Below are 16,932 nucleotides of genomic sequence, written 5' to 3'. Positions count from 1 at the left end.
AATCTCAAAAGCCGAAGAACTTGGCCACGGACTTTCCTGCATCCTTGACGTTGTTGGCGGTGTCGCTGACGAACTTGCCGGGATCCTTCACGGCGTTGACCACACCCTCGCCAATGTCCTTGCCCACGCTGGTGATGGTGTCCCAGTTTTCGTAGACGGCGATTCCAACGCTCGCGACCTGGCAGACGGTCCCTGCGGGCGGCGGCAGGAAGCAGCCCACACCGAGTGCGGCTTTGCCGGCGCTGAACGCGCCGCCCTTGATGTCGCCGTCGGCGAACTTGGAGACGGAGTCAAAAGTGTTGAAACCGACTCCGGCCCAGCCCAGTCCGCGCGCGATGCCGGATTTGCCCAGCCACTCCCAGCTCTTCCCGGCGCCAAGCCAGGGCTTCTCGGCGACCAGGCCGCCGAGCTTGTCCAGCGGCTTGATGAAGCTGTTGAGGTTTTTCAACGACGCGGCGTCCGAGGCCTTGTCGATGGCGTTCAGGGTGCGGCTCGCCTTGGACGAATCTTTGAGCAGCCCCTCGAGGGTCTTATTCCCTGCGGTGGTCTGCCAGAGGTTGCGCATCTCGAAGCCGGGGCCGCCCAGCCGGTGCCGGCCCTTGGTGAAGAGCGCCTTGACCAGTCCCTCTCGCTGGTTCTTCAGTACCCAGCCGTACTGGCCCACCGTCTTGGCCAGGGTGAGGGGGGCTTTGATGTTCTTCTGGACCCCCATAAACCCCTTGAGGCCCGCGACGCCGCCGGCCAGTATGCCGCCGGCCGCCGCCCACGCCCCGCCCCCGTGGCCCAGGGGCCCCAGCGGACCGCCGCCGGAGCCCGGAGCGGCGTTGCTGGCCTTCTCCTGCTCGTCGGCCTGGGTCATGAGCCGCCGGGATTCCTGTTTGAGGGCCCGGGCGGTCTGCTGGATGATGGCGCGGTGGCTGCCGTTCCAGTCCGAGGTGAACCGGGCACTGTCGGCGCCCTTCCACGACGTGTTGTTGTTGATGGCCGACGTCAGGGCGGTCGACTGCTGCAGCAATGTCTCCGACGTCTGGCCGAAATTTTGCGCCAGCATCCGCAACTGCGCGACGTCAGCGCCCCACAAGTTTCCTGCCATGGTGGCATCCCCCTTCACGGGCAACAGCCTAACGGGCCGCCGCCAAGACCTCGTGCATTCTGAGCAAACGCACTCGGGCCATTATTCTGACCGGCCCCAATCTAACCCGGCCGCCGTGATGGCGCGATGGGGTGATCTCCCCATCCGGCCGCTGAGGCCGCGGCCCTGGACCGGCCGCCGTCGCCGCTACTCGCCGTCGGACTCTGCCAGCAGTGCGCTCTTGCGCCGCCGCAGGGCGAATACGGCGCCGAAGGCGAAGACCTGGGTGACGATGACCAGCACAATGGCGCCGGCGATCTTGTTGCCGCCGAGGATCATGGTCAGCCCCACGATCGCGGACAGCAGCGCCAACAACGGCAGCAGCATGTAGCCCAGGACAAAGAGGGTTTCGGGCTTGCGCAACATCAGTTGGACTCCGTCCGGCGCCAGAGGGTGATGCGGTAGCGCGTGCCGTTCGCAGCGGTCAGCCACCCGTCCGGCGGGAGGCTGGCGGATGCGGTCCATTCGTAGCCGAGTTCCGGCGCGAAGGTATCACCCTCGGCGGCGGTGTCGATCGTGGTGACGACGGCGACGTCGGCAAGGTCAACCGACTGGTTGAAGATCTCGCCGCCGCCGATGATCCAGACCATCTCCTGGCCCGGCGCGAACTGGGATTCCAGCAGCGCATCGTCGAGGGATTTGACCGGCTGGGCCCCCGCGGCTTCCGGGGTCGTTCCCCAGTTTTCCGTCCTTGTGATGACGATGTTTGTCCGGCCCGGCAGCGGCCGGTACTTGTCGGGGAAGGATTCCCAGGTCTTACGGCCCATGATGACGGGGTGCCCCGTGGTGAGCCGGCTGAAGTGCGCCATGTCCTCGGGCAGGTGCCAGGGCATCGCCCCGGCCTGGCCGATGACGCCGGTGCTGCTCTGTGCCCACACCAGGCCAAGCCCGGTCACGGAGCCGCGCAGTTGTTCGGTGAACTGGGTGGGTTCGCTGGTTGCGTTGCTCATACTGCTATCGGGGCCTTAATCGTGGGATGGTGCTGGTAGCCGACCACCTCGAAGTCCTCGAGGGTGTAGTCGAAGATGGAGTCCGGCTTGCGGGTGATCTTCAGCTGCGGGTACTCGTAGGGCTCACGGCGCAGCTGGGTGAGGACCTGGTCGAGGTGGTTCTCGTAGATGTGGACGTCGCCGCCGGTCCAGACGAACTCGCCCGGTTCCAGCCCGGTCTGCTGGGCCAGCATGCAGGTCAGCAGGGCGTAGGAGGCGATGTTGAAGGGGACGCCGAGGAACGTGTCGGCGGAGCGCTGGTACAGCTGGCAGGAGAGTTTGCCGTCGGCGACGTAGAACTGGAAGAACGCGTGGCACGGCGGCAGGGCCATGTTCTTCAGCTCGGCGACGTTCCACGCGGAGACAATGTGGCGGCGCGAGTCCGGGTTGGCCTGGAGGTTCTCCACCAGTTCCGCGATCTGGTCGATGTGGCCGCCGTCAGGCGTGGGCCAGGAGCGCCACTGCACCCCGTAGACCGGGCCGAGTTCGCCGTCGGCGCCTGCCCATTCATTCCAGATGGTGACGCCCTGGTCCTGCATCCACTTCACGTTGCTGTCACCGCGGAGGAACCACAGCAACTCAACAGCCACGGATTTGAAGTGGACGCGCTTGGTGGTGATGAGCGGGAAACTGCTGCCCAGGTCGAACCGCATCTGCCGGCCGAACACACTGCGTGTGCCCGTTCCGGTGCGGTCGGATTTGTACGTGCCGTGCTCCAGGACATCGCGCAGGAGGTCTTCGTAGGGCGTTGGGATGCTCACCGTTCCAGTCTACTGAGTCCTCGCGCCGGGGCCGTATCCGTCTCGCAGGGCGAGCCTGGCCTGCACTGCTGCCAGCAGGGCGCCGTCGTTCATCCCCGCGCGGCGGCCGGCCGCGACCAGGCGGTCGACGGCCTCGCTGACCTCCGCGGTGGCCGACGACGCCGGGCCGCCGGCCGGAGCGGGGAGAGCCGCCGCGGCGGCAACCCTGGTCCCGTTGCGCCGGCCGGTTTCCAGGAGCCCGGACTGCTCCAGCTCCTTGTAGGCGCGGGCCACCGTCCCGGCCGCGATACCGAGGTCCGCGGCGAGCCGCCGCACCGCGGGCAACCGGGTTCCCGGCGGCAACGCCCCGGCGGCAACCAGGGCGGCGATCTGGCCCCGGATCTGCTCGTAGGGCGGGGTGGCGGAGCGCAGGTTGACGGTGATTCCGGCGCTCATGCCGCGGGTTCTTTGTCCCGCCGCGCCACAGGCCCGGCCGGCAGGCGGTCCGGGCCGGTGACGGGGATGAGGGCGACGACGGTGGCCGCAGTTCCGAGGACCGCGCCGGCGAGGGTGGCCGGCCACCACGACCCGGCGTCGGGGTTCAGCGGTTCGCCAAAGGACTCGGCCGCGAAAACTGCAGCCCAGGCCGGGCCCTGGCTCAGCAGGAGCACGGCGGCCTGGGCGAGGAACAGGGCCGCCACCGTCCGCACGATCCGGTGGACGGTGACGGCTCGCAGCGCGGCGTCCATGCCAACGGCCAGGTCCGGCACTCCGCGGCGGTATCGTGCGGCCAGGAGCGCGGGCACCGAAGCCACGACGCCGGCCGCAACCAGCAGGGCCGGCGGGCCCCAGTCCGCATTCCCGTACAGGCGTGCCTGGCCCGCCGCGGTAACGCCCAGCGCCACCGCCAGCACCAGCACGGCCACGACGCCGGTGGTCAGCATTGCGGGGCTGACCGGCTGCCGCGGCCAGTCGCGCGGCGCCCGGGGGTCGCCATAGTTGTGCTGGAGGAGCAGTTCCCCGGCGGCAACCACCACCAGGACGGTGGCCGCCATCAGGGTAGCGAAGCCGGCCATCCCGAAACCGGCCGCGGCGGCCGTCAGCCCGGGAACGATGAACACGCCCGCCAGAAGCGGCACGGCGGCCGCGAGGCCCAGCAGGGGGCCCAGCGACGCGACCAGCCGGGCCGCCGGGTGCCGGCCACCGGTCTGGAGGCCTTCGACCGGCCGGTTTCGAGGCCCCAGCCCGGCGGCAGCCAGCACCGGCGGCCGCCAGCCCCACATGACCAGCAGCACCGCGATGCCGCCGAGGCCTGCCGGGTTGACCCAGGACATCACACCGGCCGCCGGGTCCGGATGTGCCGCAAAGTTCCCCGCGATGATGCCCAGGCCCGCGGCGATGGTGGCGACGGTCCGGAGGAGACGGTTCATGGCGATGGTGCGCAGCGTGGCGTTGTCAGCGGCGTCGAGGGCCTCGAGTTGGCGGCGGCTGGCGATAAGCCACAACACCAGCAGCGTCCCCCCGGCGAGGACGGCCAAGGATCCGCCCAGCCAGGCGGCCAGTTCCACCCCAGGGATCCGGCCGTCTGCCCCGCCCGTCTGGCGGGTGTATGGCCCGTCGACCACCATCGTGGCCGGCACCGGGGCGAAGCCGGGGAGCGTGGCTGCCGTCGCGATCAGGGCCCCTGCGGCGGCAAAGATGACGGCGGTGGCCACCGCGAGCCGGCGCGGCAGGAAGTCCCGGATCCGCCGGACCGACAACACGGTCTGCCGCCGCGACCGCCGCGGCCCTGGATAGCTGAACTGGCCAATCGCGTGCACCCCCAGGCATCCCAGCACCGGCCAGGCCAGAGCGGGGAGGATCGCCCAAGTGGTTGTCAGGACGCTGCCGGCGGAGGAGTTGGCGGGGATGATGCCGAGATTCATTGACCCCTGCAGCGAGCTCGCCATCCAGCCGATGACGCCCACCCAGAGGGCGTGCTGCGAGACCGACGCCGGCGACGTCCCGGTGTCCGGCGCCCAGACCACCCAGCGGAGCAGGAGGTAGACCACCACCGCGCCGATGATCGGGCCGACCAGCGTCGCCGACGGAAAATAGAACTCGCCCGGCATGAATCCCCCAAGATTCCTAGTTATGTACCAAGTACTTGATACAAACTAGGCCTGGCGCTGCCCGGGGTCAAGGACCTAGTCGTCGAACGGCCGGAATTGCTCGACCGCCACCACCTTGCCCTTGGAATGCGTGACGTGGCAGACGATGATTTCCCCCGGGGAGAGGTAAGGATCGTTGGCCGGCAATGCCGCCCGCAGCCGGGAGTTCATGTGCTTGCCCAGTTGTGCGAACACCGTCGGCAGAGCCGGCCGGTGGGTGCACAAAGCTACCGCGCGGCCCTTGTCGAAGAGCGACTCGACGACGTTGGCGGTTTTATGCGGGCTCCGCCCGTGCAGGTGCTCCGTCAGCGACTCGTGCAGTTTGACCTTGGCGTCGACGGCCTTGGCGTACGGCGCCACCGTGGCCACGCAGCGCAGCCACGGGCTAGTCACCACCCGCGACGGGCTCCACGCCTGCAGCAGCCGCCCCACCGCCTGGGCCTGGCGGGCGCCGGTGGCGGCCAGCGGACGGTCGCCCTCGGCCTTGGACCACGAGGAACGGGGCTTGGCTTTGGCGTGGCGCACCACCAGCAGCGGCCAGGTATCCAGTTCGCCGCGGGCATGGGCGGCCTCAAGGTGCTCCAGCGGGGCACGGTCGCCGGGGTTGCTCAGCAGGGCGGCAGCCTTTTCCGGGGCGCACCACATCACGCTGTCCACCTCCTTGCCGTCCGGCCGGAGCGCGGCGCCGTCGACGTCGACAGCCCAGTAGTGCACCACCTTCAGGCCGGCCGCCACGTGGTAGTGGATAGGCGGCAGCGGGATGCCGAGGGGCGCCTTGAGGCCGATTTCCTCCTCGACCTCGCGGGCCGCGCATTCCGGAATGGTCTCTCCGGGGTCGATTTTGCCTTTGGGCCACGACCAGTCGTCGTAACGGGGACGGTGGATCAGCAGGACCTCAAGCTTGTCCTTGTTGACCCGCCACGGCAGGGCACCGGCCGCGACGACGGCGATCGGCTCACCCGGATGGTCGGTCTGGTCCGCGACCAGGGAATCGCTGCTCACAACCGGCGGCCTCAGCGCAGGCTCGCCGGGCGCTGCCGCGAACGCGATGCGAGCAGCCATGACTGGACGTCCTGCAGGGCGGTCCCGTCTTCGGCGAGGTGGTGCCGGATCCACTCGCCGCTGCGGTCCAGGTGCCAGCTGGCGGTGCCCGGGTCCATGTAGCGGCGCAGCATGTCGAGCACGTAGGTGGTGTCATCGCCGCTGCTCAGCTGCACCAGTGCCTCGACCCGCCGGTCGAGGTTGCGGTGCATCATGTCGGCCGAGCCGATATAGACCACGGGATCGCCGGAATTGGCGAACGCGAAAACGCGGGAGTGCTCCAGGAACCGGCCCAGGATCGACCGGACGGTGATGTTCTCGCTCAGTCCGGGCACGCCGGGGCGCAGCGAGCAGATGCCGCGGACAATAACGTCCACCTGCACCCCGGCCTGCGAGGCGCGGTACAGCGAATCGATGATGGCTTCGTCCACCATCGAGTTCACCTTGATCTGGACGCGGGCGGCGATGCCGGCGCGGGCGTTCCTGATTTCCGTTTCAATCCGGTCGATCAGGCCCGAACGCACGGACCGTGGCGCCACCAGCAGGCGCTTGAACGTGGACTTGGGCGCGTAGCCCGAGAGCTGGTTGAAGAGCCTGGACAGGTCCTCGCCCACCTGCTCGTTGGCGGTCAGAAGGCCGAGGTCCTCGTAGTAGCGGGCCGTCCGCGGGTGGTAGTTGCCCGTGCCGATGTGGCAGTAGCGGCGGAGCCCGTCCACTTCCTGGCGCACCACGAGGGAGAGCTTGCAGTGGGTCTTGAGGCCCACGATGCCGTACACCACATGCACGCCGGCCTGCTCCAGTTTCCGGGCCCAGGAGATGTTGGCCTGCTCGTCGAAGCGGGCCTTGATCTCCACCAGGGCCAGCACCTGCTTGCCGGCCTCGGCGGCGTCGATCAGGGCGTCCACGATCGGCGAGTCGCCGGAGGTGCGGTACAGGGTCTGCTTGATGGCCTGCACTTTCGGGTCCGCGGCGGCCTGTTCAAGGAAGGCCTGCACCGAGGTGGAGAAGGAATCGTAGGGGTGGTGCAGCAGGATGTCCCGCCGCCGCATGGCCGCGAAGACGTTGGCGGCCTTCGAGGTCTCCGACTCGTTGAGGTACCGGGAGGTGTGCGGCACGTGCTTGGGGTAGTGCAGGTCCGCGCGGTCGATCCCGGCGATGACGGAGAGGCCGCGCAGGTCCAGCGGGGCCGGCACGGAATAGACCTCGGATTCCTCGACGCCGAGCTCCCGGATCAGCAGCGCCCGGATGTTGGGGTTGATGTCGTTGGTGACCTCAAGGCGCACCGGCGGCCCGAAACGGCGCCGCAGCAGTTCCTTTTCCAGCGCCTGCAGCAGGTTCTCGGCGTCGTCCTCTTCAACCTCGACGTCCTCGTTGCGGGTCACTCGGAACGTGTGGTGCTCTAGGACCTCCATACCGGCGAAAAGCTGGTCCAGGTGGACCGCGATGACTTCCTCGAGGGCGATGAAGCGTGCCACCCGGCCGGGGACGGAGCCGGCGCGCGGGCCGTCGATGGAGATCAGCCGGGGAAGCTGGTCCGGGACCTTGACGCGGGCGAAGAGCTCTTTGTCGCTGACCGGGTTGCGGACCACCACGGCGAGGTTCAGCGAGAGCCCGGAAATGTACGGGAACGGGTGGGCCGGATCCACGGCCAGCGGGGTCAGGATTGGGAAGACCTTCTCCGCGAACATGGCGCTGAGCTGGTCCTTGGCCTGGTCGTCGAGTTCTTCCCAGTGCATCAGGTGGATGTGTTCGTAGGCCAGCGCCGGGCGGATCTGTTCGGCGTAGACGCGGGCGTGCCGCTGCGCGAGCCGGTGTGCGGCCTCGCCGATCTGCTCGAGGACCTGCATCGGGCTCTGGCCGGCGGGGGAGGGCACGGCGAGGCCAGTGGCGATGCGGCGCTTCAGGCCGGCCACGCGCACCATAAAGAACTCATCGAGGTTGGACGCGAAAATGGACAGGAAGCCGACGCGTTCGAGCAGGTGCAAGTTGGGATCCTCGGCGAGTTCCAGCACACGCGAGTTAAACGCGAGCCAGCTCAGCTCCCGGTCCAGGAATCGGTCCGGGCTGATGTCACCTTCCGGTTCCAGGTTCGGCGCGAACTCCGGGATGTCGATCCGGTCCTGGGTGGCGCGTGAGGCGGGCACTTCGGAGGAACCGAACCGCGCACGCACAGGACGCGCAGCTTTGTCCCGCGTAGCGGCTTCAGACGTGGCTGTCCGGGCAGATTCCCGTTGCATGGTCTCTCCTAATGCTGGCGCGATTTAGCTTCAACCTTACAAGGAATCGGCTCCCGGCGAGCCCAGGTTTCGGCCGTGCCGGGGAGCCGGCCGCCGGTGCGGCTACCGGCCCTCGAGCGGGGCGTACATAACGTCGACGTCCCAGCGCGAGAAGCCCAGCCGCCGGTACAGTGCGACGGCGGGGATGTTGTCCGCGTCGACGTACAGCATGACGGCGTGCAGGCCCTGGTGCTGCAGGTGTTTGATGCCGGCGACGGTCAGGGCCTTGCCGAGTCCGGTGCCTTGCGCCTCGGGGGCGACGCCGACGACGTACACCTCGCCGATCGCCGGGTGCTCGCCGTGCCGCGGGTGCACCTTGGTCCAGTGGAAGCCCAGGATCCTGTCCCCGGCGTCGACCGCGAGCAGGAACCCGGCCGGGTCGAACCACGGCTCGGCCATGCGCGCGTCGAGGTCGGCGCGGCTCATGTTCCCCTGCTCGGGGTGGTGGGCGAAAGCCGCCCGGTTGACCGCGAGCCACGCCTCCTCATCGCGGCCGGGCACAAAGCTGCGCAGGGCGACGCCGTCGGGCAGCGCCGCGTCGGGAAGTTCCGAGGCCGCCGTGGCGAGCCGCATCTTCCACAGTTCGCGGACGGCGCCGTAGCCGTAGCGGGCGGCCAGGTCCGCGGCGGCCTCGTGGTTGCCGTGCGACCAGGCCTTCAGGCCCGCGAAGCCGCGCACCTCCTGCAGTTCCCCCACCAGCCGGTCCGCGACGCCCTGGTTGCGGTAATTGGGGTGGACCGCAACTTCCAGGACCCCGGTCCCGTCCGCTTCCCCAACCACGACGGCGACCCCGGCCAGGTCGTTGCCCCGCGGCGCGGATCCCCCCGCGGACGCCCCTGCATCCTCGCGGGAGTAATCGGGGGAATAGAGGGCGAGCGCCAAGACAGTGTGCGGGCCCGCCTGCGGGGCGCGGAGCGTGACGAGGGTCTGTTCGGAGAGCGGCGGGTTGCCGTCGGACTCCTCGGCGGCCGCCACCAGGGTTGTGACGTCCCGCAGCAGCTGTTCATCGACAGCCCCCTGCGAGGTGAGTACGGGCCAGTTTGCCGGGTTCGCGGGACTCATGCTGCAAGGCTATACGCCAGCCGGGCCGACGCGCGTGGGTCCCGGGCCGATTTGATGCATCCGCCCGGGGCACGTATAGTCATTATCTGATCCGGCTGAGCGCTTCGAAACGCTGAGTTGGTTTGAGGGGGATCCACCACTGGGGTGGCCTCGATACGTTCGACCCGTATGTCCTCCACTGCAGCGCCAAGCGGCGCAAAAAAGCCCCGAACCAATTGGTCCGGGGCTTTTTCGTGTCGCGAACCGCCTGTGGATCAGCCGTGGCCTTAGGCCTCCGTGAGTTCCTCATCCGGCTGCCGGACCAGCGTCAGGCGGTACCCGACGTTGCGGACCGTGCTGATCAGGTTCTCGTGGTCCGCGCCGAGCTTGGCCCGCAGCCGCCGGACGTGGACGTCCACGGTGCGGGTGCCGCCGTAGTAGTCGTAGCCCCAGACCTCCGTGAGGAGCTGCTGGCGGGTAAACACCCGGCCGGGATGCTGGGCCAGATACTTGAGCAGTTCAAATTCCTTGAACGTCAGGTTCAAGGCCGCCCCGTTGACCCTCGCCGTGTAGCTGGCCTCATCGATCACGACGCCGGCGGCCCGGATCTCCGTGGGGGTGTCGTCCTGGTCCGGTTGCGCCCGGGCGACGCCGAGCCGGATACGGGCCTCGACCTCCGCCGGGCCGGCCGATTCGAGCAGGATGTCGTCTACTGCCCAGGCCGAGGACACGGCAGCCATGCCGCCCTCGGTCAGGATCAGCATCAGGGGAGCGCTAAGCCCAGTGGCCTTCAGCAGCTGGGTCAGCGAACGGGCGCCCACCAGGTCCTTGCGGGCGTCCAGCAGGACGATGTCGCACGGGTCGGTTTCGAGCAGGGCCGTGGGTTCGGCCGGGAGGATGTGCACGCGGTGGTTGAGCAACTCAAGCGCAGGCAGGACGTCCACCGATGATCCGGTGCTGTTCGTCAGTAGCAGGATGTGCGACATGGTTCCTCCAAGGGGTGTCCGCGCATCATTGGGCGTCTGAGCCGGGCTTCCACCGGCCGGTACTGGACTTCCGGTTGGTGCCCTGGACCGCGGCAGCCGGAGGAAGCGTAGCTGAGCTTTGAGTATACCCAAATGACCCCCTGCGGACACTGTTCCGTTGCTCCGAATTGGTTCCCCTCCGACACAAATCGTTCATATAAGGCAGGATTGACCCGTCGGGCCAACAGCCCGGCGGAGTCGAGCAGGCCGAGTGGGTCCGCAGTGAGCGAAGGTACCGGTTGATCGTGGCTGAAGTGATCGTGGGGGACCGCGTCGAGGGCGCCCTGATGGGGCGCATTCCGGGGCATGCCCCGGGGGCAAACCCGGGGGAGCACCCATGAAGTCGTGGAGCGTCGGCGTCATCGGGCTCGCCGGGGTGGCCGCCATCATCGCCGGGGCGTACTCCAGCCCGGAAGTCCTGCTCGCCGTCGCGGTCATCACAGCCGCGTGCGTCGGTATCGGCTGGCCGCACTTCCTCGGCATCCCCGCCAAGAAAACCCTCGCCGCACTGATCGGACTGCCCGGAATCGGCTCAGCCGTCGCAGCCACCTACCTGCCCGCCCCGGGCTTCCTGGACTGGACGCCGGCGTTCGTCGCCGCCGGGGTGATGGCGATATTCGTGATGCAACTGATCCGCGGCACCGGACAGGCCCAGCGGCTGGAATCCACCCTCGGCTCCTGCGCCGGCGTCCTGCTGTCCTGCCTGGGGGCCGGCTGGATCGCCTGTTCGCGGTTCAACGGGGTCCGGGAAATGCTGCTCATCGCCGCCATCAGCGCCGCGATTGCCCTCATGGCCGGCCTGATCCGCTGGCCCGACAGGATCGTCGCCCCACTGGGCATCGTAGGTGCGGGCCTCGCGGGTCCGCTGGCCGGCCTGGTGCTCTCCGACATTGCCGTGCTGCCGGCCGCCCTGGTCGGAATCGTCATCGGCGCCGTCCTGGTCAGCTTCCGCCGGCTGGTGATCATCCGCGGCTCGGCCCTGAACCTTCGGGCAGTGCTGGGCATGGGTCTGGGGCCCGTCTCCGCCGTCGGTTCGCTGGCCTACTTCATAGACAAACTACTCATTCACTAACGGGTTAGGATGGCATCATGTCCGTACTTGCATTTGAGATCTTCTTCCTTGTCCTGCTCGCCGTCGCCGGCCTCTCGATGGCCTGGTTCGCCGGCTTTGTGGTGTACCGCCTTTTCAAGGGCCAGAAGTAGACACACCTTCCCCGATACCCGTCCAGAACCCGTAGTTTCCAGAGGTAGCTGCTGTGCCGATTGAAATTCCTACAGATCTGACACCCGAGATTGTCCCGTTGTCCTGGCTCATTGGTGAGTGGGAGGGCACCGGCCGGTTAGGTGCCGGCGAAGAGGACTCGGAGCACTTCAGCCAGCATGTGTCCTTCACGCACAACGGCCTGCCCTACCTGCAGTACCGGGCCGAATCGTGGCTGACGGACGATCAGGGCACCAAGCTCCGTCCGCTCACTGTCGAGACCGGATTCTGGGCGCTCGAGCGCAAGCAGCGCGATGAGGACGGCGGTCCCGGGCTCATCCCGGCCGACATCGTCCCCGTGCTCAAGAGCGCGGACGAGGTCGAGGAACTGCGCAACAGCGACGGCGGGTTCGACATTTCCGTTTCCATCTCCCACCCGGGCGGCATCTCCGAGCTGTACTACGGCCAGATCAAGGGCCCGCAGATCCAGCTCAGCACCGACATGGTGATGCGCGGCAGCCACTCCAAGGAGTACACCGCGGCAACCCGGATCTTCGGGCTGGTGGAGGGAAAGCTGCTGTGGCGCTGGGACGTCGCCGCAGGCAAGGGCGCAACACCGGGTGGCGGGCTCGAGGCCCACGCTTCAGCCATCCTCAGCAAGATCGGCTAAACCCCCGACCGGCCAGGCGCCGGGGTCTCACTGGATTTCCGTTGTCCGCAGCTAACGCAGGGAGCACCACAGTGAATGACACAGCGAATGGCACCGCCGCCCGAACGGCCCAGCCGGCCGACTACAGCGACCTGAAAGCCGTTTTCTTCAACGGCACCCTCAAAAAGTCCCCGGAAACGTCCAACACCGAAGGCCTGATCGAGGTCAGCCGGCGGATCATGGCGAAACAGGGCGTGGCGACCCGGGTCATCCGCACCGTGGACCACGACATCGCCAGCGGCGTCTACCCGGACATGCGCGAGCACGGCTGGGCCACGGATGAGTGGCCCGAGCTGTACCCGGCCGTGCAGGAGGCGGACATCGTGGTGGTGGCCGGACCCATCTGGCTCGGCGACAACTCCTCGCAGACCAAGAAACTTATCGAGCGGCTCTATGCACACTCCGGCCAGCTGAACGCCAAAGGCCAATGGGCGTTCTACCCCAAGGTGGGCGGATGCCTGATTACCGGCAACGAGGACGGCATCAAGCACTGCGCCATGAACGTCCTGTACAGCCTTCAACACGTCGGCTTCACCATTCCGCCGCAGGCCGACGCCGGCTGGATCGGTGCCGTGGGACCGGGACCCAGCTACCTGGACGACGGCTCCGGCGGACCGGAAAGCGATTTCACCAACCGCAACACCACCTTCATGACCTGGAACCTCCTGCACCTGGCCAGGATGCTCAAGGACGCCGGCGGCATCCCGGCCTACGGCAACTTGCCCGAGGCATGGAAAGCCGGGACACGATTCGACTTCGAAAATCCGGAATACCGCTGAGCGCTGAGGACTTCTACTTCATATGACTACCAAAAGCCCCCTGCTGTCGCGCCCTGGAGCCGTCGAAGGGGCGGGCCCGGATGCCGGCGTCGCAGCCCACTACGGCGAGCCGCTGCGCGAACAGCGCGCGCTGGCCGCCGGCACCGCCGTCGTCGACCTCTCCCAGCGCGGCGTGGTGACCGTGGCCGGCCCCGACCGGCTCAGCTGGCTGAACACCCTGAGCTCGCAGCAGCTCACGGCCCTGCCGCCGGGCCAGTCCACCGAGCTGCTGCTGCTGAGCGTCCAAGGCCGCATCGAGTTTGACGCCCGGGTGCTCGACGATGGCGCCACCACCTGGCTGATCGTCGAAGCCGCGGAGGCCGCGCCCCTGGCTGAGTGGCTGACCCGGATGAAGTTCATGCTCCGGGTCGAGGTGGCCGAAGTCTCCGCCGAGTGGGCCGTGGTGGGATCCACGCGGCCGGTACCCGAGTGGTCCGGATTGCTGGTCTGGGAAGACCCGTGGCCGCACGTCGGAGCCGGCGGCTATTCGTACGCCGTGGTGGGGGAGGACTCCCACCCGGGACTCGAGCGGCCCTGGTTCGAGTACCTCGTGCCGGCCGACGCGCTGGGGGCGACAGTGGCGGACCGGCCCCTGGCGGGTGTCCTCGCGGCCGAGGCGCTGCGCATCGCCGCGTGGCGGCCGCGATGGGGCGCCGAGACCGACGACAAGACCATCCCGCACGAACTGGACCTGCTGCGCACCGCTGTCCACCTGGCCAAGGGCTGCTACAAGGGACAGGAAACCATCGCCCGGGTGCACAACCTGGGCCACCCGCCCCGCCGGCTGGTCTTCCTGCAGCTGGACGGTTCGCAGCACACGCTGCCCGCCGTCGGTAGCGAGGTCCGCGCCGGTGACCGGAAGGTCGGGACCGTGACGTCCGTCGGGCAGCACTACGAAATGGGCCCCGTGGCCCTGGCGGTCATCAAGCGCTCCGTCTCACCGGACGAGCAGCTGACGGTTATGGACGGCGAGGAACCGTACGCCGCGGCCCAGGAGCCGATCGTTGCGCCCGACGCCGGGCAGGTTGTGGGCCGGCAGACCGGATTCCTGCGGGGGACCCGATGACCGGCGCCCGGGAGACACCGGACTCCGCAACGGCCGCCCCCGACGACGAGGCCGTCGCCCTCGCCCACACGCTGTTCGACGCAGCACGGGAGGGAAATTCCGCCCTCCTCGGCAGCTATCTGGCTGCCGGCGCCCCCGCGACCCTGACCACGGCCGCAGGCGATTCGCTGCTGATGCTCGCCGCCTACCACGGCCATGCGGACACGGTCCGGCTGGTCCTGGCCCACGGCGGCGACGCCACCACGGCCAACGACCGCGGCCAGACCCCGCTCGCCGGCGCCGTCTTCAAGGGCTACGCCGACGTGGTGGAGCTGCTTATGGACGCCGGTGCCGATCCCGACGCCGGCAGCCCCTCCGCGCGGGCAGCCGCGCAGATGTTTGGCCGCGACGATATCCTGACGCTTCTCGGCTAGACCGGCACCACCCGGCCGGCACGAACCGCCGGTTTTCGACTCTTAACCAGGCAACACGCACTTTAAGGAACCGCATGGAAAACGTAGCCAGGCCGTGGGCCGCCCTCTGGTCCCTGGTGATCGGGTTCTTTATGATCCTGATCGATACCACCATTGTCTCGGTGGCGAACCCCAAGATCATGGAAGGCCTGAACGCGGACATCAACTCCGTGATCTGGGTGACCAGCGCCTACCTGCTGGCCTACGCCGTGCCGCTGCTCATCACAGGCCGGCTCGGTGACCGCTTCGGCCCGAAGAAGCTCTACCTCGCCGGCCTGGTGGTCTTCACCCTCGCCTCGCTGTGGTGCGGCCTCTCCGGAGACGTGCACACGCTGATCGGGGCCCGCGTCCTGCAGGGACTGGGCGCCGCGATGATGACGCCGCAGACCATGGCGGTCATTACCCGGATCTTCCCGCCGGACCGCCGCGGTGCCGCGATGGGCATCTGGGGCGCGACCGCCGGTGTCGCCACCCTGGTCGGGCCGATCCTCGGCGGCGTCCTGGTGGACGGGCTGGGCTGGGAGTGGATCTTCTTCATCAACATCCCCGTCGGCATCGTCGGGTTCATCCTTGCCCTGCGGTTCGTCCCCAGCCTCAGCACGCACCCGCACAAGTTCGACATCCCCGGTGTCCTGCTCAGCGCCGTCGGGCTGTTCCTCCTGGTGTTCGGCATCCAGGAAGGCGAGACTTACGACTGGGGCACCATCACCGGACCTATCACCGTGTGGGGCCTGATCATCGGTGGCCTGGTGGTCCTGGTCGCGTTCGTCGCCTGGCAGCGGTTCAACAAGGGCGAGCCGCTGCTCCCGCTGGGTCTCTTCAAGGACCGGAACTTCTCCCTGGCCAACGTCGGCATCACCACCGTCGGCTTCACCGTTACCGCCTTCAGCCTGCCGCTGATCTTCTACTACCAGATCGTGCGCGGCCTCACCCCCACGCAGTCCGCCCTCATGATGGTCCCGATGGCCGTCATCTCCGGCGGCCTGGCACCCGTGGTGGGCAAGATCATCGACCGGGTCAACCCGAAGTACATTACGGCGTCCGGTCTGGTCCTGATGTCCGTGGCCCTGTTCTGGAATTCCTCCCTGATGCACCCGGACACCCCCATCTGGCTGTTCCTGCTGCCCAGCGCGGTGCTGGGGTTCGCGAACGCCGGCATTTGGGCGCCGCTGAGCTCCACAGCCACCCGTAATCTGCCCCCGCGGCAGGCCGGCGCCGGTTCCGGTGTCTACAACACCACGCGGCAGATCGGCGCGGTGCTCGGCAGCGCAGCCATCGCCGTGCTGATCCAGTCCAGGCTCGCGGCGGAACTCCCGCCGGCGCCCGGCGGAGCGGGCCGGCAGTCGAGCCCCATGGAATTCGGCGGACAGCTGCCCGAAGCGTTGCATGCCGGGTTCTCGACGGCGATGGGCCAGTCGATCATGCTGCCGGCGGCCGTCATCCTGCTGGGTGCGGCGGTGGCGCTGTTCTTCGCCAAACCGCAGCCGCAGGGCGGCTGGGGTGCCCCCGCCGCTGCCCCGGCGTCTGTCCCGGCCGCGGACAACGCCGGCGTAGCCGACGGCGCGGAGGCCAACCGGGGCTAGCCCAGCAATACGCTGGTCTGGATGCCGCCGGGGGTGAAGCCCAGGTGCCGGGCCAGCGCCAGCGAACCCTGGTTGCTGACATCCGAGCGCCACTGCAGCGTCAGGCCCGAAGCCAGCGCCTCATGGGCCGCGATCGAGGCGGCCAGGGCGCCCACGCCGCGACGTCGCCAGTCCGGGGCCACCAGCACACCGAGCTGGGCCAGGATGCCCTCCCACTCCGTGTAGGCGCCGCACGCCACCGGGGTACGCTGCCCGTCCTCCATGTGCATGATCGTGAAGCGGTGCTCGAGGTCAGCGAGGCCCACCTCGTTGACGTCATCCGGCGGGCACAGCGATTCAAGCTCGATCGCCTCGGGATTCCCGTGCGAGACGTTGAGTTCCTCGGAGGGCTGCTGCAATGGCAGGTCGTCGGCGAAAAACAGTGCGGCGGCGCCCAGCCCGTGGCCGCCGTGCCCGCGSGTGATGGTCAGCAGCGTSACGTGCTGSGCSAGCTCCTCGTCGGAGTACCCGGCAGCGGCGTCCAGCGCCCACTGGGGGCCGACCAGCACCGAACTGCCAAACAGGCGGACAAACTGCAGTGAACGCGCCGCGTCATCGGCCCGGCTGATGCGGGTGCCGGCGGCGGCGGCGAATGCGCCGTCGTCGAGCCCCAGCCGCCGGGCCCACGCGAGCTGGATGATGTCGGCGGAGCCGGGCGAAAGAGTCATGC

General features: G+C 68.5%; 17 protein-coding genes. 6 read left to right on the top strand and 11 right to left on the bottom strand.

Going from position 1 to position 16,932, the window contains the following annotated elements; translation table 11 throughout:
- Window positions 1–4: 4 nt before the first annotated feature.
- From AC1DBE_RS10830 to AC1DBE_RS10785, 10 genes are all read right to left on the bottom strand, one after another.
- Window positions 5–1,093 carry a WXG100 family type VII secretion target gene (locus AC1DBE_RS10830; protein ID WP_476970509.1) on the bottom strand — a complete coding sequence of 363 codons (1,089 nt, stop codon included), beginning with the start codon at window positions 1,091–1,093 and terminating at the stop codon, window positions 5–7.
- 186 nt (window positions 1,094–1,279) lie between these two features.
- On the bottom strand, window positions 1,280–1,498 hold the full coding sequence (locus AC1DBE_RS10825; protein WP_476970508.1) for an NF038396 family protein: 219 nt from the start codon (window positions 1,496–1,498) through the stop codon (window positions 1,280–1,282).
- Window positions 1,498–1,965: a dihydrofolate reductase gene (locus tag AC1DBE_RS10820; protein ID WP_476970585.1), complete on the bottom strand. Its 468-nt coding sequence runs from the start codon at window positions 1,963–1,965 to the stop codon at window positions 1,498–1,500. Before AC1DBE_RS10820 ends, AC1DBE_RS10825 begins: the two co-directional genes overlap by 1 nt.
- A 113-nt stretch (window positions 1,966–2,078) precedes the next feature.
- Window positions 2,079–2,882, bottom strand: coding sequence for a thymidylate synthase (locus AC1DBE_RS10815; protein WP_476877822.1), 804 nt, complete (start codon window positions 2,880–2,882; stop codon window positions 2,079–2,081).
- Window positions 2,883–2,891: 9 nt separating this feature from the next.
- Entirely contained in the window at window positions 2,892–3,317 is a 426-nt protein-coding gene (locus tag AC1DBE_RS10810; protein ID WP_476970507.1) for a GntR family transcriptional regulator, read from the bottom strand.
- Window positions 3,314–4,972: a hypothetical protein gene (locus AC1DBE_RS10805; protein WP_476970506.1), complete on the bottom strand. Its 1,659-nt coding sequence runs from the start codon at window positions 4,970–4,972 to the stop codon at window positions 3,314–3,316. The genes AC1DBE_RS10810 and AC1DBE_RS10805 overlap by 4 nt, the downstream gene beginning before the upstream one ends.
- A 75-nt stretch (window positions 4,973–5,047) precedes the next feature.
- A complete protein-coding gene (locus AC1DBE_RS10800) occupies window positions 5,048–6,013 on the bottom strand; it encodes an NUDIX hydrolase (protein ID WP_476877819.1) in 966 nt (321 codons plus the stop codon).
- Between the two features lie 11 nt (window positions 6,014–6,024).
- Window positions 6,025–8,289, bottom strand: coding sequence for an RNA degradosome polyphosphate kinase (locus AC1DBE_RS10795; protein WP_476970505.1), 2,265 nt, complete (start codon window positions 8,287–8,289; stop codon window positions 6,025–6,027).
- 102 nt (window positions 8,290–8,391) lie between these two features.
- Window positions 8,392–9,390 (bottom strand): mycothiol synthase, encoded by a 999-nt coding sequence (mshD, locus tag AC1DBE_RS10790; RefSeq protein WP_476877817.1) that lies wholly within the window; start codon window positions 9,388–9,390, stop codon window positions 8,392–8,394.
- Window positions 9,391–9,656: 266 nt separating this feature from the next.
- The gene (locus AC1DBE_RS10785) at window positions 9,657–10,355 is read right to left on the bottom strand and encodes a winged helix-turn-helix transcriptional regulator (RefSeq protein ID WP_476877816.1); all 699 of its coding nucleotides are present in this window, start codon (window positions 10,353–10,355) and stop codon (window positions 9,657–9,659) included.
- Window positions 10,356–10,731: 376 nt separating this feature from the next.
- Between AC1DBE_RS10785 and AC1DBE_RS10780 the strand changes: the two genes are divergently transcribed.
- The 6 genes from AC1DBE_RS10780 (at window position 10,732) to AC1DBE_RS10755 (ending at window position 16,223) form a co-directional block, all read left to right on the top strand.
- Complete coding sequence (locus tag AC1DBE_RS10780) at window positions 10,732–11,466, top strand: permease (protein WP_476970504.1); 735 nt, start codon at window positions 10,732–10,734, stop codon at window positions 11,464–11,466.
- A gap of 184 nt (window positions 11,467–11,650) precedes the next feature.
- Entirely contained in the window at window positions 11,651–12,265 is a 615-nt protein-coding gene (locus AC1DBE_RS10775; RefSeq protein ID WP_476877814.1) for a nitrobindin family protein, read from the top strand.
- 71 nt (window positions 12,266–12,336) lie between these two features.
- A complete protein-coding gene (locus AC1DBE_RS10770) occupies window positions 12,337–13,083 on the top strand; it encodes a flavodoxin family protein (RefSeq protein ID WP_476970503.1) in 747 nt (248 codons plus the stop codon).
- A 22-nt stretch (window positions 13,084–13,105) separates the two neighbouring features.
- The gene (gene ygfZ / locus AC1DBE_RS10765) at window positions 13,106–14,188 is read left to right on the top strand and encodes a CAF17-like 4Fe-4S cluster assembly/insertion protein YgfZ (protein ID WP_476970502.1); all 1,083 of its coding nucleotides are present in this window, start codon (window positions 13,106–13,108) and stop codon (window positions 14,186–14,188) included.
- The gene (locus AC1DBE_RS10760; protein WP_476970501.1) at window positions 14,185–14,601 is read left to right on the top strand and encodes an ankyrin repeat domain-containing protein; all 417 of its coding nucleotides are present in this window, start codon (window positions 14,185–14,187) and stop codon (window positions 14,599–14,601) included. Before ygfZ ends, AC1DBE_RS10760 begins: the two co-directional genes overlap by 4 nt.
- Before the next feature lie 74 nt (window positions 14,602–14,675).
- Window positions 14,676–16,223 (top strand): DHA2 family efflux MFS transporter permease subunit, encoded by a 1,548-nt coding sequence (locus AC1DBE_RS10755; protein ID WP_476903115.1) that lies wholly within the window; start codon window positions 14,676–14,678, stop codon window positions 16,221–16,223.
- Here AC1DBE_RS10755 and AC1DBE_RS10750 read toward each other — a convergent pair.
- Entirely contained in the window at window positions 16,220–16,930 is a 711-nt protein-coding gene (locus AC1DBE_RS10750; RefSeq protein ID WP_476877809.1) for a GNAT family N-acetyltransferase, read from the bottom strand. The two genes, AC1DBE_RS10755 and AC1DBE_RS10750, sit on opposite strands and share 4 nt — an antisense overlap.
- Window positions 16,931–16,932: the final 2 nt, after the last annotated feature.

This window comes from Arthrobacter sp. 10T416 (genome assembly GCF_056394165.1).
This window is presented reverse-complemented; position numbering and strand designations above follow the sequence as displayed.